Annotated in this window: 18 protein-coding genes; 6 read left to right on the top strand and 12 right to left on the bottom strand. The window is 63.5% G+C overall.

Going from position 1 to position 20,918, the window contains the following annotated elements:
* Positions 1-15: 15 nt before the first annotated feature.
* The 5 genes from SJI03_RS12105 to SJI03_RS12085 all read right to left on the bottom strand — a co-directional run bounded on the left by SJI03_RS12105 (position 16) and on the right by SJI03_RS12085 (position 7,144).
* Complete coding sequence (locus SJI03_RS12105; protein WP_176390432.1) at positions 16-1,500, bottom strand: NCS1 family nucleobase:cation symporter-1; 1,485 nt, start codon at positions 1,498-1,500, stop codon at positions 16-18.
* 122 nt (positions 1,501-1,622) lie between these two features.
* Entirely contained in the window at positions 1,623-2,903 is a 1,281-nt protein-coding gene (preA, locus tag SJI03_RS12100; protein ID WP_322427358.1) for an NAD-dependent dihydropyrimidine dehydrogenase subunit PreA, read from the bottom strand.
* Positions 2,903-4,270: an NAD(P)-dependent oxidoreductase gene (locus SJI03_RS12095; RefSeq protein ID WP_322427357.1), complete on the bottom strand. Its 1,368-nt coding sequence runs from the start codon at positions 4,268-4,270 to the stop codon at positions 2,903-2,905. Before SJI03_RS12095 ends, preA begins: the two co-directional genes overlap by 1 nt.
* A gap of 46 nt (positions 4,271-4,316) precedes the next feature.
* Entirely contained in the window at positions 4,317-5,819 is a 1,503-nt protein-coding gene (locus tag SJI03_RS12090; protein WP_322427356.1) for a CoA-acylating methylmalonate-semialdehyde dehydrogenase, read from the bottom strand.
* Positions 5,820-5,827: 8 nt separating this feature from the next.
* Positions 5,828-7,144 (bottom strand): aspartate aminotransferase family protein, encoded by a 1,317-nt coding sequence (locus SJI03_RS12085; protein WP_099379325.1) that lies wholly within the window; start codon positions 7,142-7,144, stop codon positions 5,828-5,830.
* A gap of 201 nt (positions 7,145-7,345) precedes the next feature.
* Here SJI03_RS12085 and SJI03_RS12080 point away from each other — a divergent pair, with 201 nt between their 5' ends.
* The 6 genes from SJI03_RS12080 to SJI03_RS12055 all read left to right on the top strand — a co-directional run bounded on the left by SJI03_RS12080 (position 7,346) and on the right by SJI03_RS12055 (position 12,261).
* On the top strand, positions 7,346-8,803 hold the full coding sequence (locus tag SJI03_RS12080; protein WP_099379324.1) for a PLP-dependent aminotransferase family protein: 1,458 nt from the start codon (positions 7,346-7,348) through the stop codon (positions 8,801-8,803).
* 10 nt (positions 8,804-8,813) lie between these two features.
* A complete protein-coding gene (locus SJI03_RS12075) occupies positions 8,814-9,479 on the top strand; it encodes a TetR/AcrR family transcriptional regulator (RefSeq protein ID WP_099379323.1) in 666 nt (221 codons plus the stop codon).
* Positions 9,480-9,570: 91 nt separating this feature from the next.
* Entirely contained in the window at positions 9,571-10,086 is a 516-nt protein-coding gene (locus SJI03_RS12070) for a hypothetical protein (RefSeq protein ID WP_099379322.1), read from the top strand.
* A gap of 141 nt (positions 10,087-10,227) precedes the next feature.
* On the top strand, positions 10,228-10,503 hold the full coding sequence (locus SJI03_RS12065; RefSeq protein ID WP_099379321.1) for a hypothetical protein: 276 nt from the start codon (positions 10,228-10,230) through the stop codon (positions 10,501-10,503).
* 160 nt (positions 10,504-10,663) lie between these two features.
* Positions 10,664-11,086: a VOC family protein gene (locus SJI03_RS12060; protein ID WP_099379320.1), complete on the top strand. Its 423-nt coding sequence runs from the start codon at positions 10,664-10,666 to the stop codon at positions 11,084-11,086.
* An 11-nt stretch (positions 11,087-11,097) separates the two neighbouring features.
* Complete coding sequence (locus tag SJI03_RS12055) at positions 11,098-12,261, top strand: dipeptidase (protein ID WP_322427355.1); 1,164 nt, start codon at positions 11,098-11,100, stop codon at positions 12,259-12,261.
* Here SJI03_RS12055 and SJI03_RS12050 read toward each other — a convergent pair.
* The 7 genes from SJI03_RS12050 to xapA all read right to left on the bottom strand — a co-directional run bounded on the left by SJI03_RS12050 (position 12,258) and on the right by xapA (position 20,893).
* On the bottom strand, positions 12,258-13,469 hold the full coding sequence (locus tag SJI03_RS12050; protein WP_416208744.1) for a nucleoside deaminase: 1,212 nt from the start codon (positions 13,467-13,469) through the stop codon (positions 12,258-12,260). The genes SJI03_RS12055 and SJI03_RS12050 overlap by 4 nt on opposite strands.
* A gap of 10 nt (positions 13,470-13,479) precedes the next feature.
* Entirely contained in the window at positions 13,480-13,887 is a 408-nt protein-coding gene (locus SJI03_RS12045; RefSeq protein ID WP_099379413.1) for a cytidine deaminase, read from the bottom strand.
* A gap of 106 nt (positions 13,888-13,993) precedes the next feature.
* Complete coding sequence (deoA, locus tag SJI03_RS12040) at positions 13,994-15,316, bottom strand: thymidine phosphorylase (RefSeq protein WP_322427354.1); 1,323 nt, start codon at positions 15,314-15,316, stop codon at positions 13,994-13,996.
* 74 nt (positions 15,317-15,390) lie between these two features.
* Complete coding sequence (locus SJI03_RS12035; RefSeq protein ID WP_416208743.1) at positions 15,391-17,772, bottom strand: aldehyde dehydrogenase family protein; 2,382 nt, start codon at positions 17,770-17,772, stop codon at positions 15,391-15,393.
* Positions 17,773-17,784: 12 nt separating this feature from the next.
* Positions 17,785-18,744: a deoxyribose-phosphate aldolase gene (deoC, locus tag SJI03_RS12030; RefSeq protein WP_034785577.1), complete on the bottom strand. Its 960-nt coding sequence runs from the start codon at positions 18,742-18,744 to the stop codon at positions 17,785-17,787.
* Complete coding sequence (locus tag SJI03_RS12025) at positions 18,741-19,934, bottom strand: phosphopentomutase (RefSeq protein ID WP_099379315.1); 1,194 nt, start codon at positions 19,932-19,934, stop codon at positions 18,741-18,743. The genes deoC and SJI03_RS12025 overlap by 4 nt, the downstream gene beginning before the upstream one ends.
* A 119-nt stretch (positions 19,935-20,053) precedes the next feature.
* Positions 20,054-20,893, bottom strand: a complete 840-nt coding sequence (gene xapA, locus SJI03_RS12020) for a xanthosine phosphorylase (protein WP_099760536.1) — start codon at positions 20,891-20,893, stop codon at positions 20,054-20,056.
* Between the last annotated feature and the right edge of the window lie 25 nt (positions 20,894-20,918).

Raw genomic sequence — 20,918 nt, 5'->3', positions numbered from 1 at the left:
TGTCTCCTTGAGTGATTACGACTGCGGCGCCTGCTGCACGTGCGCCACGGCCTTGCCCTTCATCATGACGCCGTACACGACGGCGGCGATGGCCACGCCCACGAACCAGGCGTAGGTGTAGATGGTTTTAAAGCCTTCGGCCACGTCGGGAAACGCCGCGGGAAAGGCCGCATTCAAAAAGCCGGGGATGTTCGGCAGCACGGCGATGACAAAGGCGATCAGGGCCGCCATGTTCCAGCCATTGCCATACGAGTAGACGCCGTCGTCGCGGTACAGCTGTTTGACGTCGAGCTGCGTCTTGCGCACAAAATAATAGTCGACGATGAGGATACCGGCGATGGGTCCCAGCAGGGCCGAGTAGCCGATCAGCCACGTGAAGATATAGCCCTGCGTCGATTCGAGCACCTTCCACGGCATCATGACGATGGCGATGAAAGCCGTGATGTAGCCGCCCATCTTGTACGAAATCTGCTTCGGCGCCAGCGAGGAAAAGTCATACGCGGGGCCCACCAGGTTGGCGGCCAGGTTGACGCTGACCGTGTCGATCAGGAGGATGATCAGGGCGATCAGCACGGCGGCGCCCGTCATGCGGCTGGCCAGATCGACGGGATCCCATATGGCCTTGCCGTACATGACGACGGAGCCTGCCGTGACGATCACGGCCAGCATGGCCAGGAGGCCCATCGGCACCGGCAAGCCGATCGACTGGCCGATCACCTGGTCGCGCTGCGTCTTGGCGAAGCGCGTGAAGTCGGGGATATTCAATGCCAGGGTGGCCCAGAAACCCACCATGGCCGTCAGCGATGGCCAGAAGACGCTCCAGAACTGGCCCGCCTTTTTACCGCCAGGGATGAATTGCGATGGCTGGTCCAGCAGGCTGGCCACGCCGCCGGCCTTGCTGTGCACCCAGTACAGCAGCACGAAGCAGATCAGGATTTTCAGCGGCGCCGTGTAGGTTTCGAGCTTGCGGATCGACTCCATGCCATGCAGGATGTAATAAAACTGGATGGCCCAGAAAGCCAAAAAGCACAGCAACTGGCTGCCGTTGATGCCCAGGCCCGCGATCTTCTCGCCGCCCAGTTCATGGCCCACCAGCACGCCCATCAGGGTGTAGATCATCTGCCCGCCGAACCAGGTCTGGATGCCGTACCAGCCGCAGGCGACGATGGCGCGCATCAGGGCGGGCAGGCGCGCGCCCATGGTGCCGAACGAGGCGCGCGCCAGCACGGCATATGGAATGCCGTACTTGGTGCCCGCATGGCCGATCAGCAGCATCGGCAAGAGCACGATGGCGTTGGCGAGAAATACCGTGAGCACGGCCTGGTAACCGGACATGCCGCTGTCGATCAGGCTGGCCGACAGGGTGTAGGCGGGAATGCACATCACCATACCCACCCACAGCGCGGCGAAGTGATACCAGCGCCAGGTGCGCTGCGCCGCCGTGGTGGGCGCCAGGTCTTCATTCCAGAGTTGCGTATTGCCTGAATAGTCGTGGTTCACAGGTATGCTCCATCGGTTGGGAGGGGATCGGTTTTATAGAAACGGCTCGACTTTTAAGTCAATCTAGCTTACCGCAAAGGCCAGCCGCTGTTTACAAATAAAACGCACGCAATAACCGTGCCCTATGCCGTCTCCGCCAATGCCCGTGGATTCCTGGGGTCCTGTGTCCAGTTCATGTATGGCTTGCCTGTCGTCTGCGGCACCATCGTGATGCAGCCCTGCACCGGACAGGTGATTTCGCACAGATTGCAGCCCACGCATTCCTCCTTGATCACTTCATATGTGCGCGTGCCGGCGGCGTCGATCAGCTGCGCAATCGACTGGTGCGAGGTGTCTTCGCAAGCCACGTAGCACTTGCCGCATTTGATGCAGTCGTCCTGGTTGATCTGCGCAATCACCTGGTAATTCATGTCCAGGTATTTCCAGTCCGTCGTGTTGGCCACGGCCTTGCCGGAAAAGTCGCTGATGCGTTCATAGCCCTTCTCGTCCATCCAGCGCGACAGGCCATCCTTCATCTCGTCGACGATGCGAAAACCATGCAGCATGGCGGCCGTGCAAACCTGCACGCAGCCGGCGCCCAGGGCAAGGAATTCGGCCGCGTCGCGCCAGTTGCCGATGCCGCCGATGCCGGAGATGGGCAGGCCGCGCGTCTGCGGATCGCGGGCGATTTCCGCCACCATGTTCAGGGCGATCGGTTTGACGGCAGAACCGCAATAGCCGCCATGCGTGCTGGCGCCGCCGACGATGGGCAAGGCCACCATGCGGTCCAGGTCCAGCGAGGTGATGGAATTGATGGTGTTGATCAGCGAAACGGCATCCGCGCCGCCCGCCTTGGCCGCGCGCGCCGGCATGCGCACATCCGTGATGTTGGGCGTGAGCTTGACGATGACGGGCAAGCGGCTGTGCTTCTTGCACCAGGCGGTCACCATCTGCACATACTCGGGCACCTGGCCCACGGCCGCGCCCATGCCCCGCTCGGGCATGCCGTGCGGGCAGCCGAAATTGAGCTCGACACCGTCCGCTCCCGTCGCCTCGACCTTGGGCAGGATGTCGGCCCAGTAGTGCTCTTCGCAGGGCAGCATCAGCGAGACGATCATGGCGCGGTCGGGCCAGTCCTTTTTCACCTGCGTGATTTCGCGCAGGTTGATTGCCAGAGAGCGGTCGGTAATCAGCTCGATGTTATTGAAGCCGACCACTTCGCGGTTCTTGCCGTACAGGGCGGAGTAGCGCGACGAGACGTTGACGGCGGCAGGGTCTTCACCGAGCGTTTTCCACACGACGCCGCCCCACCCTGCCTCAAAGGCGCGCACCACGTTATAGGCCTTGTCGGTCGGCGGTGCAGACGCCAGCCAGAAGGGATTCGGCGCCTTGATGCCGCAAAATTCGATGCTGAGATCAGCCATTATGCAGCCTCCACTTTATTGAACAAATCGGAATGGATGGCCAGTGCGGCCAGCTTGCCATGCTGGACGGCTTGCACCGTCAAGTCCTGCCCCGGTGCCACGCAATCGCCGCCCGCATAGATCCCCGGCAGCACCGTGCGAAAGAGCGCATCAACGGCGATCTTGTCGCCTTCGCGCTGCAGCAGCGACGCCATCGGGTCATGCAGCACGCCGGTGTCGAGGCTCTGGCCGATGGCCTTGAAGATGGCGTCAGCCGCCACGTCGAACGTTTCGCCCGTGCCCGCCAGGCGCACGCCCTGCATGCTTGTTTTTTCGAAACGCATGCCCGCCACCTTGCCAGCCGCGTCGAGCAGCACCTGCTGCGGCTGGGCCCACGTCAGCATGCGCACCTGGTTGGCCTTGGCGATCTCCTGTTCATGGTGGGTGGCCGTCATGGCGTCGAAGCCGCGCCTGTAGACGAGGGTGACTTCCTCGGCGCCGAGCCTTTGAATCTGCACCGCCATGTCGATGGCCGTATTGCCGGCGCCAATCACGATGGCGCGTTTAGGCACGGGCAGCGCGGCCAGGTCGTCCGCCTGGCGCAGCGCGGCGATGTAATCGACGGCGGCCAGCAAGCCAGGAGCATCTTCGCCCGTCAGTCCAAGCTTGCGGCTGGCGCCCAGGCCCAGTCCCAGGAACACGGCGTCGTACTGCGCATGCAAGTCGCGCAGCTGCAGGCTCTCGCCCAGCGCCTGGCGACATCGGATCTCTATGCCGCCGATGCCCAGCAGGAAGTCGATTTCCTTTTGCGCAAAATCGTCCGTCAGCTTGTACTTGGCGATGCCGTATTCATTCAGGCCACCTGCCTTGCCTTCCTTTTCAAAGATCACCACGTCGTGGCCCAGCATGGCCAGGCGATGCGCGCACGACAGGCCGGCGGGACCCGCGCCGACGATGGCAATCGTCTTGCCTGTGCTTGCAGCCCGCTGGAACGGATGGCGGGTGAAGTGCATGTGGTCGACGGCATAGCGCTGCAAGAGGCCAATCTTGACGGGCTGGCCTTCCGCGTCGTGGTTGCGCACGCAGACGTCTTCGCAGAGGATTTCCGTCGGGCAGACTCTGGCGCAGCTGCCGCCCAGGATATTCTGCTTCAGGATGCCGGCGGCGGCGCCGTTGATGTTCTTGTCGTGGATGTTGCGGATGAAGCTGGCCACGTCGATTTCCGACGGACAGATGCGGCTGCACGGCGCGTCGTAGCAGTACAGGCAGCGGGCGCTTTCGATGGCCGCCTGGCGCGCGCTCAAAGGTGGCGCCAGGTCCGTGAAATGGCCCGCCAATTCCTCGTTGGGCAGGGCGGGGTGGGGCAAATAGTTCAAAGACTCGATCATCGCGTATTCCTCTTGTTATGTGCGGCCGGCTTGTGATTTGAAACCCTTACTTCATCTGGGGAAAAGCAAATTCCACACCAGCGCTTGCCGTGTTCGGCCAACGCTGCATCACGGCCTTGTGGCGCGTGTAGAAACGCACGCCCTCGGGACCATATGCGTGGTGGTCGCCGAACATGCTGCGCTTCCAGCCGCCGAAACTGTTGAAGGCCATCGGCACGGGCAAGGGGATGTTGACGCCCACCATGCCGACCTGTATCTGGCGCACGAATTCGCGCGCCACGCCGCCGTCGCGCGTGTAGATGGCCACGCCGTTGCCGTACTCGTTGGCGTTGATCAGTTCCACCGCATGCACCACGTCAGGACACCGGAGCACGCACAGGACGGGGCCGAAAATCTCTTCCTTGTAGATGCTCATGTCGCGCGTGACGTGGTCGAACAAGGTGCCGCCGACAAAGAAGCCGTTCTCGCGTCCCGCCACCACGTGGTTGCGGCCATCGACCACCAACGTCGCGCCCTGCTCCACGCCGGAGGCGATGAGTTTTTCGATGCGCTGCTTGGCGGCCAGCGACACGACCGGTCCCATTTCCGCACCATCTTCCATGCCGTCGCGCACTTTCAGTGCGGCCGTGCGCGTTGCCAGTGCGTCGATCAATTTGTCGCCCGCGTCGCCCACAGCCACCACGACGGAGATGGCCATGCAGCGCTCTCCTGCCGAACCGTAGGCCGCGCCGATCAGCGCATCGACCGTCATGTCCATGTCCGCGTCGGGCATTACCACCATGTGATTCTTCGCGCCGCCCAGCGCTTGCACGCGCTTACCACTGGCGCTGCCGCGCGCATAGATATATTCCGCGATTGGCGTCGAGCCGACAAAGCTGATCGCCTGCACGACGGGGTGGTCGAGCAAGGCGTCGACCGTCACTTTATCTCCCTGCACCACGTTGAAGACGCCGTCTGGCAAGCCCGCTTCTTTCAGCAGTTTCGCGTGCAGCAGGGAGGCCGACGGATCGCGCTCGGACGGCTTTAATACAAAGGTATTGCCGCAGGCAATCGCGACGGGGAACATCCACATCGGCACCATCACGGGGAAATTGAATGGCGTGATGCCAGCCACCACACCGAGCGCCTGACGCATGGACCAGGCGTCGATGCCGCGCGAGATCTGGTCCGTGAATTCACCCTTCAGCAGTTGCGGAATACCGACGGCAAACTCCACCATCTCGATGCCGCGCGCCACCTCGCCCTGCGCGTCGGCAAAGGTCTTGCCATGCTCGCGCGTGAGCATGGCGGCAAAGTCGTCCGTGTGCTGCTGGCATAGCTGCAGGTAGCGGAACAGGACACGGGCACGCGTCAGGGGCGGCGTGGCCGACCAGGAGGGAAAGGCGGCGGCGGCCGCCTGCACGGCCGCGTCCACGTCTTCCACGGTGCCCAGCGCCACCCGGGCCACGGGCTCGCCCAGGGCGGGGTTGTAGACGTCGCCGTAGCGGCCACTCCGGGTATCGACCTTGGCGCCGTTGATAAAGTGGGTAATCGTATCGAGATCGTTCATGGTGTTCCTTAGTCGAGATTTTTTAATACCTTGGCCAGCTTGCCAAACAGCTCATCGACATGCTGTTTTTCCAGCACCAGCGGCGGCGACAGGGCGATGATGTCGCCCGTCGTGCGTATCAGCACGCCGTCGGCGAAGGCTTGCTTGAAGGCGTTGAAGGCACGCGTGCCCGGTTTGCCGACGATGGGATCGAGTTCAATGCCGGCGATCAGGCCGATGCTGCGCAGGTCGATCACGTGCGGCAGCCCCTTGAGCGAATGCACGGCGTCGCTCCAATACGCCTGCATCGCTTTAGCGTGACCGAGAATGTCCTGTTCCTCGAACACTTGCAGGGTCGCCAGCGAAGCGGCGCACGCGAGCGGGTGGCCGGAATACGTGTAGCCGTGGAACAGTTCAATGCCGGGCGGCGCATCCATGAAAGCGTCGTGGATATACTTTTTGCTGAACACGGCGCCCATCGGCACCATGCCGTTAGTCAGGCCCTTGGCCGTCGTCATCAGATCCGGCTCGACGTCGAAATAGTCGGCTGCAAATGGCGTCGTCATGCGGCCGAAACCCGTGATGACTTCATCGAAGATGAGCAGGATGCCGTGCTTGGTGCACAGCTCGCGCAAGCGTTTCAGATAGCCTTTCGGCGGTATCAGCACGCCCGTGGAACCGGCCACCGGTTCGACGATGACGGCGGCAATCGTCGAGGCGTCGTGCAGGGCGACGATGCGTTCCAGTTCATCGGCCAGGTGGGTGCCGTATTCGGGCTCACCCACCGTGTAGGCGTTCTTGTCCAGGTTGTGCGTGTGCGGCAGGTGGTCCACGCCGGGCAGCAGGGGGCCGAAGGTCTTGCGGTTGCCGCCGATGCCGCCCACGGAAATGCCGCCGAAGCCCACGCCGTGGTAGCCGCGTTCGCGGCCGATCAGGCGCGTGCGCGCGCCCTCGCCGCGCGCCCGATGGTAGGCCAGCGCGATCTTCAACGCCGTGTCGACGGCTTCGGAACCGGAATTGGTGTAGAAGACGTGGCCAAATTTATGCCCCGTGTAGTCCATCAGTTTTTCCGCCAGCTCGAAGGCGGCCGGATGGCCCATCTGGAAGGTAGGAGCGAAATCGAGCTGGCCCACCATCTCGCGGATGGCGCCGACGATTTTCGGCTGCGCATGACCGCACGGCACGCACCACAGGCCGGCCGTACCATCGAGGATGGCATTGCCATCGACGTCCTTGTAATACATGCCTTCGGCCGACACCAGCAAGCGCGGGTTGGCCTTGAAATCACGGTTGTTCGTAAACGGCATCCAGAATGCCGACATCGATTCCGGCCTTGTTTCGTTCATGACCTTCTCCTTGGGATGGGGGCTGGCGCGGGGCCAGGATCGTTTTTGACGAAGCGTAAAATAATTTACCAGTTGGCAAAAAGCTGATGTAATAATAGACAGGCCACCTCCAATGGCACAGATACACAAACGGCAAAGTACCCCAACCGTACAGGTCGAAATACCACTACAGTTTTGTGCAAGGCAGCATAAGGAGCCACCGTGAAGCACAGCGACAGCACAGACGATGCCCCCGAGCAAGCAAGCGGCTGGCCCGTGCTGGACATCGACCGCCAGAAAAAGGGCGGCCTCGTCGAGCAGATCGTCATCGCCATCAGCGTCATGGTGGGCAGCCGTGCCCTGCGCATCGGCACGCGCATGCCGTCCGTGCGCCAGTTCGCCCGCTGCAATGGCGTGTCGACGTTTACCGTCGTCGAATCGTACGATCGCCTGGTCAACCTCGGCTTGCTGTCGTCGCGCCGCGGCTCCGGCTATTTTGTCGCGCGCCACGATATCGCTGCCTCGCCGCAGGCCGCCGTACACGCGAGTCCCACCGCCATCGATGCCCTCACGCCGGACCTGTATTCGGGCGTGTCCGACGCCCTGCCCGTGGGCGCCGGGTGGCTGCCGCCCGAGATGTATGGCGAAGCGACCGTGCTCGATGCCGTGCGTCAGGCCATGCGCATTCCCGCCAGCCGGCTGCGCGGCTATGGCCATCCTCTCGGCTTTCCCTCGCTGCGCCAGCACCTGGCCGCCAGCCTGTCGGAAGAGCTGTTCCAGGTGGAGCCGGACCAGGTCTTGCTGACGCACGGCGCCACGCATGCTTTCGATCTGATCCTGCGCAGCCTGACCAAGCCGGGCGACACGGTGCTGGTGGAAGACCCCGGCTACAGCAATTTGCAGTCGCTGATCCGCCACCACGGCTGCATCCCCGTGGGCATTGCGCGCGGCGAGACGGGCCTCGACCTCGATGCGCTGGCCAGCGAAGCCGCGCGCACGCAGCCCAAGCTGATGTTCGTCAACACGGTGCTGCAAAATCCGCTTGGCACATCCTTGAGCCAGGCGCAGACGCACCGCCTGCTGGCACTGGCCGAGCAATTCGATTTCTGGCTGGTGGAAGACGATATCTATCGCGAACTGGCGGCGCGCGGCGATGCGTCGCTGGCGGCCATGGACGGCTTGCGCCGCGTGATCCGCGTCGGCAGTTTTTCCAAGACCCTGTCTCCCGTGCTGCGCGTGGGGTCGATTTGCGCCTCGCCGTCGCTGGTGGCTGAACTGGTGCGCGTGAAAATGCTGGCGGGACTGACGACGTCGGAAATCAACGAGCGCGCCGTCTACCATGCCATCTCCGCGCGGCCCTACAAGCGCATGGTGGAACGGCTGGTGGCGCAGCTCGACGCGGCCCGCGAACGCAGCATCGATTGCCTGGCGCAGGCAGGCATGGCGCCCGTGGCGCGTCCGCGTGGCGGCATGTTCGTCAGCGCCGGCTGGCCCGACGTCCAGACGCCGGAGTGGAATGGCAAGATCATCGCCGACATGGCCTTGAAGGCGGGCATCCTGCTGTCGCCGAACGAATTTTTCATGCTGCGCACGCCCGAGACGGTGTGGTTCCGCTTCAACGTGGCCTACACCGACACCCCCGTGCTGCAGGCATTCCTGCAATCGATACGCCCACGCTAAAGAATCCGCCATGGCCAGCGACAAATCCCCTGCCCTTCCCGTGAAAAATGCCGGCGGCCGGCGCCTGCAGAACCGCGATCGCCTGGAGGCGGACATCCTGGCACAAGCCGTGCGCGCATTCGCGGAAAGCGGCTATGAGGGCGCATCGATCGCCACCATCGCCGAGCGGGCAGGCCTGTCGAAGCAGAACCTGATGTACTACTTCCCGTCCAAGCAGTTGCTGTACCAGCGCGTGCTCGACGATGTGCTCGACGACTGGCTGGCGCGCATGGACATGCTGGCCAATGAACACGACGAGCCGCGCGACGTGCTGCGCGCGTATATCGGCGCCAAGCTGCGTTTTTCGCGCGAACAGCCGTGGGCCTCGCGCGTGTATGCGCTGGAAGTGATCAATGGCGCGCCCCTGTACGGCGCGCAGATACGAGAAAGGGTCGTGCCCCTGCTGCGCAAGGATATCGCCGTCTTCGAAGCCTGGATCGCCGCCGGCAGGATCGCGCCCGTCAACGCCACGCACCTGATGTTCGCCATCTGGGCCATGACGCAATCGTATGCGGATTTTTCGGCGCAGATGGCCCTGGTGCTGGAGCGCAAGCAGCTCACGCGCAAGGATTACGAGGACGCCGAAATCCTGCTCACGCACATGGTACAGGCGGCTATTGCCCTGCCCGGCGCGTGATGAAATTTCCAATGAACAATCTGGCAGTGATAGCATGGCGCGCTGGAGCGTTTGCATTGGCGGCGCGATACCCACAGGATAAGGAATAGGCATGAAACAATGGTCATCGGCGCGCACGGCGTCATTGCTGGGCAAAGCTGCCTGCGCGGCGCTGCTGGCAGTGGCGTGCGCGGCACAGGCGCAGACAGTCGGCATGATAGAGAATCAGCCGCTGAGCGAAACCTGGCTCAACGCGGGCTTTTATTCGTATCACTTTCAGCGCGACAAAAACTTGAACGACAGCAATCCGGGCCTGGGCGCCGAATACCGCTTTTCCACGGTCGCCTCGGTCACGGCTGGCCGCTTCTACAATAGCGACCGCGCCTACTCGAACTACCTGGGCGTGTACTACCAGCCCATCAAGGTGGGCCCGCTGCGCGTCGGCGCCGTCGTTGGCGGCTTCAGCGGCTATCCGAAGATGCGCGACGGCGGCTGGTTCCCGGCCCTGGTACCCACCATCAGCTATGAGTACCAGCGCGTGGGCGTGAATATCGCCATCGTGCCGTCCTACAAGGACCGCCTGTATGGCGCCCTCAGTTTCCAGCTGAAACTCAAGGTCTTCGAATAGCCGTTTGTCACTGCCTGTCGCCGTTCGGTCCGCCATTCCTGCCATTCGTCGCATACGTGATGTCTGGCAGCAAGGTTTTGCCTATAGTGGATTCATCGCCAGCTTGCAGACGCAGCGGCACCCACACGACAGGAGAACGGCATGAAAGACCTCAATTCGGCACCGGGCAGCACTTCCTTCAGCGCTTTCTGGAACGAACTGTGCGCATACACGCGCCAGGGCCTGGCCGCCCTGCGCGCCATGTCCTGGCCCATGCTGCTGGCGTGCTGCCTGGGCCTGGCGTTCCTGATCACCATCTTGCCGCTGGCCATCATGCTGTTTGCCCTCGTCATGCTGCTCAGATGGGCAAGCAACAGCGACGACATGGGCACGGATACGGACACGAAGGCAGCGAATTCCTCGCAGTCGCCGCAATAAAAATTTGCGTCGCGGCAAGAGTGCAAGGATTGTTCTATGGCACTATGGACGGGAGCGGCACTGACGGGCATCAAACCCATCCCGATGGATGGGTTTGATACGGAACGCTGCGCAGTATCCATGATCGAAGCTACTCCCCCACAGCCATAGGAGTTTTCTGATGACCACGACAGCAAAAGCTACAGCAGCGACAACCATTCCCTGCCTGCGCTACCGCGACGCGCCCGCCGCCATCGAATGGCTGTGCAAGGCACTCGGCTTTGAAAAACAATTGATTGTGCCTGACGGCAACGGCGGCGTCGCCCATGCGCAATTGAGCTTTGGTAATGGCATGGTCATGGTGGCGCCAGCCATCGACAGCGACTATGGCCGCCTGATGAAACTGCCCGGCGACGTCGGCGGCGCGAACACGCAGAACTGCTACCTGGTCGTCAATGACGCCGACGCCGTCTACCGCAGCGCGCGCGAAGCCGGCGCCGAAATCGTGCTCGACATCAAGGACGAAGATTACGGCGGACGGGGCTTTACCTGCCGCGACCCGGAAGGCCATATCTGGAGCCTGGGCACCTACGATCCATGGTAAAACGGAGAACAATGATTATCAGTACCCTCGCCGCCGCCAGCCTTGCGCTGATCGGCGGTTTCCTGTCCGCTCCCGTCCTCGTCGACGAGCACCTCAATCGTGTCCACCCGCCGTCCGGCAAGGCGCCGTCGGCAGCCACCGTGGCCCTGCACCAGAGCCTGTGGATCGCGGACCTGCACGCCGACAGCCTGCTGTGGCAACGCAATCTGAACCTCGACAGCCAGCGCGGGCATGTCGACTTCCCCCGCCTGCAGCGGGCCAACGTGGCGCTGCAAGCCTTTTCCGTCGTCACCAAGACGCCGCGCAAGATGAATATCGAGCGCAATGGCAGCGACACGGACAACATCACGGCCCTGGTGGTGGCACAAGGCTTGCCGCCCGCCACCTGGAACAGCCTGCTGGCGCGCGCTACCTACCAGGCCGACGAGCTGCGCCAGCAAGCAGCCAGGAGCGATGGCAAGGTGCGCGTGATCGGCAGCCGCGCCCAGCTGCGCAGCTTCATCGCCGCGCGCGAAAAAAATCCGGACCTGCTGGCCGGCTGGCTGACACTGGAAGGCGCGCATGCGCTCGAAGGCAAGCTGGACAACCTCGATACCCTGTATCAGGCCGGCTACCGCATGGCCGCGCCCACGCATTTCTTCGACACGGAACTGTCCGGCTCCCAGCACGGCCTGAAAAAAGGCGGCCTGACGCCGCTGGGCAAGCAATGGCTGCGCGCCATGGAACAGCGCAAGATGATCGTCGACCTGGCGCATGCCTCGCCGGCCACCATCGACGACGTGTTAACCCTGGCGAAACGCCCCGTGATGGTGTCGCACACGGGCGTGCGCGGCACCTGCGCCAATGGGCGCAACCTGAGCGATGCGCAATTGAAACGCATCGCCGCCCAGGGTGGCCTGGTGGGTATCGGTTTCTGGAATACGGCCGTCTGCGGCAAGGACGTGGCGTCCATCGCGCGCGCCATCAAGTACACGGTAAAACTGATCGGCGCGGACCACGTGGCATATGGCTCGGACTTCGACGGCGCCGTCACCACGGCCATCGATGCGACGGGCTTGCCTCGATTGACGCAAGCCCTGCTCGACGCGGGACTGTCGGAAGCGCAGATCCGCCGCGTGGCGGGCGAAAACGTGCGCGACTTCTTGCTGAAAAATCTGCCGGACGATGACGCCTAGCCCAGTGCGCTGATCAAGGCCTGGTCCGCCACCTGGCGCGGGCGGATGCGTATCAGCTTGCGGTACAGCGGCGGCATCGACTCGCACAGCACCAGCAGCGCGTCTTCTCCCATGCAGCGGCGCACGTACTGGAATTGCGCGGGATTATTCTCTGGCAGCGCCCCTTCCATGGTGGAGCCGTAGGCGCCCAGGGTCATGAAACTGGCGGCACTGTCGTCCGGGCCGATGGCCAGCACGAAGGTGCCGTGCTTGGGGTGGCCCAGGTAGCTTTTGATCTCCTCCTGCAGCGCCGGCGCCGCATTCGCCATCAATTCAAAGCGCAGCTGCGCGTACTGGCGCGTGCACTCCATGAACGGCGTGCGGATGGCCGATTGCGACAATTTCCCCGGCATGCACAGCAGCAGGTTGCCGAAGGAATCGAGCAAGGCGGCCGCGTCGCCCTGGCCGCCATCGCGCACATCCTGCTCCATGGCCGCCTGCAGGAATGGCGCCAGGCCCGCATCGGGCGCATGCGGCTTGCAGCGGTAAGTCAACGCATCGGGATAGCGGCGGCGCAGGGCGCGCACCACGGCATGCTCGGACGGCAAGGTGGCGGGATCGCGCAAGTGCACGTCGTCGCCGGCGTTCAGCAGCTGCATCACCTGCGCCGATGTCGACTCGAACACGAGCGAACACAGTGCCTGCGTCGCCTCATGGATGCTCTTGCCGATGAAAAAAGATTTGGGTGCGGCGCCGGAAGGCAGGCGCGCATACTCGGTGGCGCCGCGTACGGCCGGATAGCAAAAGCTACGGCCGGCCTGCGCCTGCAGCGGCGCAGGCAAGGCGGTAAAACTGGCGCTGCCATCGTAATTGATGCCCGCCTTGACGTCCGGCGCGGCCACCACCACGTTGAAACCGGCTGCCAGAATCGCCCCCGTGCACATGCAGCAGGGGTCGAGCGAGGTGACGATGGTCAGTTCGCCCGGCGGCGGCAAGGACGTGCCCTTGGCGCGCTCGGCGAAATACCAGTCCACCAGTTGGCGTTCGCCATGCGCGGTGGGGTCGAACACCAGGCCCTGGCGCACGACGTTGTTGTGCATCGATTGCAGCACGTTGCCGGCGCCATCGAGCAGCACGCCGCCCACGCCGAAGGTTCCCTGCGTCTTGGCTGCCATGGCTTCGGCCGCGGCAATCGCCACGGCGGCCTGGATGTCGATCGTCTTGTTCAAGCGAATCCTGTTACTTCATGTCCAGGTCGGAATTGCCGAAGCCGTGCGGCAGCAGCCAGCCGGCCGTCACTTCCATGATGTCGTTTTTCAGGTTCGTCAGGATGACCGGCAGGTCGGCGCCCCCCATCTCGAAGATCACCTGGCGGCAGGCGCCGCACGGAGATATTGGTTCGGCCGTGTCGCCCGTGACGGCCAGCTTGGCAAAGTCGCCCGGCTTGCAGCCATGCGCGATGGCGCTGAAAAACGCCGTGCGCTCGGCGCAGTTGCACAGGCCATAGGCGGCATTTTCCACGTTACAGCCACGGAAGACGCGGCCATCCTTGCACAGCAGCGCCGCGCCCACCTTGAAACGCGAGTATGGCGCGTAGGCCAGTTCACGGCCGGCATTGGCTTCGGCGATCAGTTCTTGGTTGTTCATTTTTTCTGTATTACCTTTGAATTCATTACAGCCGGGGTCAGACCCTCAACACCGCTGACACATGGCTCAGCGCCATCACAAACGGGGGTCTGACCCCAGTGTTACTTTACGGACGAATGGTACGGTAAATCACCGGATTGGCCGCCAGCGCCACCGCGCTGATGGCATACGCTTGCTGGATTTCCCTGACGGCTTGCTGCGCCGCCGCTTCCGTGCGCGCGTGCACCATGCCCAGCGGCTGGCCGATGGCCACTTGCTCGCCCAGGCCAACGAGGTCCGTCAGGCCGACAGCGAAATCGATGCTGTCCGTCGGACGGCGGCGGCCACCGCCCAAGGCCACCACGGCCAGGCCGATGGCGCGGCAATCGCGCACGTTGGCAAAACCGGCTGACAGCGCGGGCGCCGGCATGATGAATGGCGCCTGTTCCAGGTGCTTGTCCGGATGTTCGACCAGGTCGGCCGGGCCGCCCAGGGCCGACACCATGCGCAAAAAGCGCTCGGCTGCGTCACCCGAGTCGAGGGCCGCCATCAATTTCACGCGCGCCTCCTCTTCGGTGGCGGCCAAGCCGCCCAGCACCAGCATCTCGGCGCACAGCGCCAAAGTGACTTCGTGCAGGCGCGCGGGACGCGAACGGCCCGTCAGGTAATCCATGGCGCCGCGCACTTCCAGCGCATTGCCCGCATACGGCGCCAGCGACTCGTTCATGTCCGTCAAAATCGCCGACGTCTGCATGCCCGCGCCATTGCCGACGGCGACGATACTCTCGGCCAGTTCCACCGACTTGTCATAGGTCGGCATGAAGGCGCCCGAGCCCACTTTGACGTCCATCACCAGCGCGTCCAGGCCGGCCGACAATTTCTTCGACAGGATGGAGCCGGTGATCATGGCCACGGATTCCACCGTGGCGGTGACGTCGCGGATGCTGTAAAAACGCTTGTCGGCCGGCGCCAGCTGCGCCGTCTGGCCGATGATGGCCACGCCGATGTCCTGCACCACCTTGCGGAACAGTGCATTGTCCGGCACCGTGCAATAGCCGGGAATCGCGTCGAACTTGTCCAGCGTGCCGCCCGTGTGGCCCAGGCCGCGGCCCGAGATCATCGGCACGTAGCCGCCACACGCGGCGACCATGGGACCGAGCAGCAGGGAGACGACGTCGCCCACGCCGCCCGTCGAATGCTTGTCAACGATGGGGCCCGGCAGGTTCAGCGAGCGCCAGTCCAGCACCTGGCCGGAATCGCGCATGGCCAGGGTGAACGCCACGCGCTCGTCCATGTTCATGTCGTTGAAATAGACGGCCATGCCCAGCGCCGCGATCTGGCCTTCGCTGACGCTGCCGTCGGTGATGCCACGCACGAAAAACTGGATTTCTTCGGCGCTCAGCACGCCCTTGTCGCGCTTCTTGCGAATGATTTCCTGGGTTAACAACATGGAATAACTCCAATCATGAGATCTGGGGTCAGTCCCTGCGGATCTGACCCCAGCTTTGTAACGCTAGTTGCTCATCAGACGCCGTAAGGAATCCACACGTTTTTCACTTGCGACGCATGCGCCAGCACGGCGCGGCCACCGCTTTGCGCGGCGCTGTACCAGTCGCGGCCCTTGGCGCCGCCGACCCAGGTGCGCTTCAGGGTGCCGGCCGACAGGCGCTCGACTTCCGCGCAACCTTCAGCGGATCCGTCATGGCGCCAGACGGCGTCGATGTCGGCGTGCGTGGCCAGGGTGCGCGCCAGTTCATCGGCGTTGCCGCTGATGATATTGACGACGCCGCCTGGCAAGTCGGACGTATCGAAGACCTGGTACAGGTCCAGCGCGGAGAGCGGATGCGCTTCCGACGGCACCACCACCACGCGGTTGCCCAGCGCGATGGCCGGCGCCACCAGCGAAATGAAGCCGAGCAAAGGCGCTTCGTTCGGGCAGACGATGCCGATCACGCCAACCGCTTCGTTCAGCGCCACGGTGATGCCTTTCGTTGGCGGCTGGTGCGCCAGGCCGTCGTACTTGTCGGCCCAGGCGGCGTAGTAGAACAGGCGTTCGATCGATGCCTGCACTTCCTTCTCGGGATTTTTACTGCCCGTCATGGCGGCGATGCGGACGGCGAATTCGTCGGCGCGCGCTGCCAGGTTTTCGGCGATGTAATACAGCACTTGCGCGCGGTTGTGCGCCGTGGCGCCGGTCCAGCCAGACGCCTTATGGGCCGCTTCGACGGCGTTGCGGATGTCCTTGCGGCTGCCCACGCCCACTTCGGCCAGCAGGGCGCCGTTCGCGCCAAACACCGGGGTGCTGTAGGCGCTGTCGGGGCGCGCCTGCTTGCCGCCGATGTACATCTTTGCCGTGCGGTCGATGGCAAACGGATCGGCTGCCGCCGGCTTCACATTGCCCTTGGCTTTCGCTTCCACCACGGGCAAGGCCGGGCGCGCATCTTCGGCCAGGGCAGTCATGTATTCCAGCATGCCTTCGCGGCCGCCTTCACGGCCAAAGCCCGATTCGCGGTAGCCGCCGAAGCCGCACGCCGCATCGAACTGGTTGGCGCTGTTGATCCACACCACGCCTGCCTTGATGGCGGGAGCGATATCGAGTGCCAGGCTGATCGACTCGGTCCACACGCTGGCGGCCAGGCCGTATACCGTGTTGTTCGCCAGCTGCACCGCTTCTGGTGGCGTGCGGAAGCTCATGGCCACCAGCACGGGGCCGAAGATTTCAGCCTGTGCCACAGCGGCCGAGGTCGACGCGCCCGTGATCAGGGTCGGCGGGAACCACGAGCCGTCGGCAGGCAATTCGCACGCCGGCTGCCAGACGTCGCAGCCTTCGGCACGCGCCGAATCGACCAGCGCGGCGATGCGCTGGCGCTGCACGGGGTCGACCAGCGCGCCCACGTCCATCGATTTGTCCAGCGGCGAACCAAGGCGCAGGTTTTCCATGCGGGCGCGTACCTTGTTCAGGAAGCGCTCCTGGATCGATTCCTGCACCAGCAGGCGCGAACCGGCGCAGCACACCTGGCCCTGGTTGAACCAGATCGAATCGACCAGGCCTTCCACGGCGCCATCGAGGTCCGCGTCTTCGAAGACGATGAACGGCGACTTGCCGCCCAATTCGAGGGACAGCTTCTTGCCGCTGCCGGCCGTCGCTTCGCGAATGAGGCGGCCCACTTCCGTGGAACCCGTAAACGCGATCTTGTCGACGCCAGGATGGTTGACGATGGCCGAGCCCACTCTGCCGTCGCCGGTGACGATATTGACCACGCCAGCCGGTACGCCCGCCTGCACGCACAGTTCGGCGAACAGCATGGCGGTCAGCGACGTGAATTCAGCTGGCTTGAAGACGACCGTGTTGCCGGCCGCCAGGGCCGGGGCGATTTTCCACGACAGCATCAGCAGCGGGAAATTCCACGGCACGATCTGGCCCACCACGCCCACGGCGCGGTAGTCGGCGAATTCTTCCGACTGCAGCTGCGCCCAGCCGGCGTGATGATAGAAGTGGCGCGCGGCCAGCGGCAAGTCGATATCGCGCGTTTCGCGGATGGTCTTGCCGTTGTCCAGGGTTTCGAGCACGGCGAACAGGCGCGAATGCTTTTGCAGCAAACGTGCCAGCGCATACATGACTTTCGCGCGGCCGTGGCCACCCATGCCCTGCCATACGGGCAGCGCGCGGCGCGCCGCTTCCACGGCGCGTTCCACATCAAGGTCGGTCGCTTGCGTCAGTTCGGCCAGTCGCGTGCCGTCGGCAGGATTGGTCGAGGCGAACAGTTCCGCCGGCGCGCTCCAGGCATTGTCGATGAACAGACCGAATGTGCGCTGGTGGCCGTCGAGCCACGCTTGCGCTTCTTTTTGACTTTCGGGAGCAGGGCCGTAGTCCATAGTATTGAGAATCTCGTTAATTGTTGGCATGACGATTGTTCTTTAAGGTTGTGCGTGACGATGATTGGCCGAGTAGCTGCCGGTGACGTAGTGCTCGAGCTGGCGCTCGATGTCGGTCAGCAGGCTGGAAGCGCCGATGCGGAACAGGTGCGGCTGCAGCCATTCGTTACCCAGTTCTTCCTTCATCAGGGTCAGGTATTGCAGCGCGCTCTTGGCCGAGCTGACGCCGCCGGCCGGCTTGAAGCCCACCTGGAAGCCCGTCTGCTCGTGGTATTCGCGGATCGTGCGCACCATCGTCAGGGCCACGGGAATGGTGGCGTTCACGCCCTCCTTGCCGGTGGAGGTCTTGATGAAATCGGCACCGGCCATCATGCAGACCCACGATGCCTTGGCCACGTTTTCCATCGTCAGCAAGTCGCCCGTGGCGAGAATCGCCTTCACGTGCGCTTCGCCGCACGCCTTGCGGTAGGCCAGCATTTCGTCGTACAGCACTTGCCAGTTGCCGTTCAGGACGTGCTGGCGCGTGATGACGATATCGATTTCCGAGGCGCCGGCTGCGACCGACAATTCGATCTCACGCAGCTTCGTTTCCATGCTCGTCAGGCCGGCCGGGAAACCCGTCGACACGGCGGCGATGGGCAAGCGGCCCTGGATGACCTTCACGGCCGGCTGAATCATCTCGTGGTACACGCATACGGCGCCGGTGCTCAATTGCGTCAGGCCCAAGGCGTCCATCAGGTCGGCGCGCAGCGGGCGCATGGCCTTCATGCACAGGCGTTCCACGCGGCCCGGCGTATCGTCGCCGCCCAGGGTGGTCAGGTCGATCATCTGGATGGCTTTCACCAGCCAGGCGGCCTGGTATTCCTTTTTCACCGTACGGCGGTTCGCCAGGCTGGCTGCGCGGCGGTCCGTCGCGGCGCGGTTGACGCGGATCTGGTTGATCCAGCCCAGGTCGAGGCCAACGGCCTCATTACGCTTGAATTCGGGGTGCATGAGTGTCATAACAAGCTGGTTCCATTAGCAAGTGGTGGTACGCCAAGGTGCTTGGCGAGGGTTTGGCCAATATCGGAGAAGGTCTCGGAAATACCCAGTGCGCGCGGGGCGACGCCGGGGCCGAAGAAGATCATCGGAATGTGTTCGCGGGTGTGGTCGGAGCCGTGCCAGGTCGGGTCGCAGCCATGGTCGGCGGTAATCACGACCAGGTCGCCTTCCTTGAGCTTGGCCATGAATTCCGGCAGGCGCGCATCCATTTCGCGCAACGCGTCAGCATAGCCCTCGACGTTGCGGCGGTGGCCGAAAGCCTGGTCGAAATCGACGAAATTCACAAAAGTGAGCGACTTGTCCTGCACTTCATCGGTCGTCTTCAACAACGCTTCGAACAGCGCCATGTTGTCGACGCCCTTGACGACGCGCGAGATGCCCTGGGTAGCGAAAATGTCGCTGATCTTGCCCAGGCCGACGACTTCGCCGCCAGCATCCTTCACGTGATCGAGCAGGGTCTTGCTTGGCGGCGCGACGGCGTAATCGTGGCGGTTCGACGTGCGCGTGTAGTTGCCATTGCTGCCCGTGAACGGGCGGGCGATGACGCGGCCGATGTTGTACGGCTCGACCAGCTTGAAGGCCATTTCGCACACCTGGTACAGGCGCTCGAGGCCGAACGACTCTTCGTGCGCGGCGATCTGCATCACCGAGTCGCCCGAGGTATAGATAATCAACTTGCCGGTGGCGACGTGTTCATCGCCATGCTTGTTGATGATGTCCGTGCCCGAGGCATGGCAGTCTCCGAGGAAGCCGGGCACGCCCGACAGGGCTTTCAGCTTGTCGGTCAGGTCGGCGGGGAACGATGGCGTGGTGCGGGGGAAGTAGCCCCAGTCAAATTCGACGGGCACGCCGGCGATTTCCCAGTGGCCGCTCTGCGTGTCCTTGCCGGTGGAGCGCTCGCGTGCCGCACCGTAGGCGCCGGTGAAACCGTCGCGCTGGTCGAAGCCCGTGGCCCATTCGCCGCTGGCCAGGTGCGCCGCGGCGCCCAGTCCCAGGCGTTCCATGTTCGGGAGTTTCAAGGTCTTGCCGCTTTTGGCGACAGTGCTGGCAATGTGGCCAAAGGTATTGGCACCTGCGTCGCCATACTTGGCGGCGTCTGGCGTCGCGCCAAGGCCGAAGGAATCAAGCAGGAGGATAAATGCGCGTGACATGATAAGGCTCGCTTTATGGATTGATGCAAAGATGATGCGGACAGTGTAGGCCGGATTTTTCCGGCCTGCCGCGCGGCAGCGCCGGTGGCCGGCGCGCCGCTACTGCTTAAAAAAAGTGCTTAGGCTTGCGGCGTAGCCGATACGGTCGCCAGGAAAGCCAGGATCAGCTTGACCAGGTCTTTCGCGCCGATGGCCGCGTATTTCAGGGTTTGTTCGTGCGACAGGGCGAAAGGCGACATGCCTTCGGCCAGGTTGGTAATGACCGATACGCCCACCACTTTCAGGTCGCAATGGCGGGCCGAGACCACTTCCGGCACCACGGACATGCCGACCGTGTCGGCGCCCAGGCGGGCCATCATGCGGATTTCGGCAGCAGTCTCGAAGTTCGGACCAGGGTAGGCGACGAACACGCCTTCGTGCAGGGTGATGCCGTTCGCGGCAGCCGTGTCCTTGACCAGATTGCGCAGGTCCGCATCGTAGGCATTGGCCATGCTGAAGAAGCGCGGACCGAAGCGGTCGTCGTTCGGGCCGACCATCGGCGTGCCTGGCAGCAGGTTGATGTGGTCGCTGATGGCCACCAGGCTGCCGGCGTCCACTTCAGGGCGCAGGGAGCCAGCGGCGTTGGTGACGAACAGCATTTCGCAGCCCAGCAATTTCAGGGTGCGGATGGCGCTCGTCATGACGCCCATGCCATAGCCTTCGTAGAAGTGGCCACGGCCCTTCATGCAGACGACGGCGACGCCCGACAGGGTGCCGATCACCAGTTCGCCGGCATGGCCGTGCACGGTGCTGATCGGGAAGCCTGGCAATTCGTCAAAGCTGATGCTGACGGCGTCCGTCATCTGCTCGGCCAACACGCCCAGGCCGGAGCCGAGGATCATCGCCACGCGCGGCTTGAAATTTTCAGGAGCGCGGGCACGGATGATTTCGGCGGCGTGGAAAGGGGTGTTGTTCGACATGGTTATCCTCTGATTGACTAATGAT

Origin of the sequence: Janthinobacterium sp. GMG1 (assembly GCF_034427795.1) — a bacterium.
In the GTDB taxonomy this organism is placed as follows: Bacteria; Pseudomonadota; Gammaproteobacteria; order Burkholderiales; family Burkholderiaceae_D; genus Janthinobacterium.
This window is presented reverse-complemented; position numbering and strand designations above follow the sequence as displayed.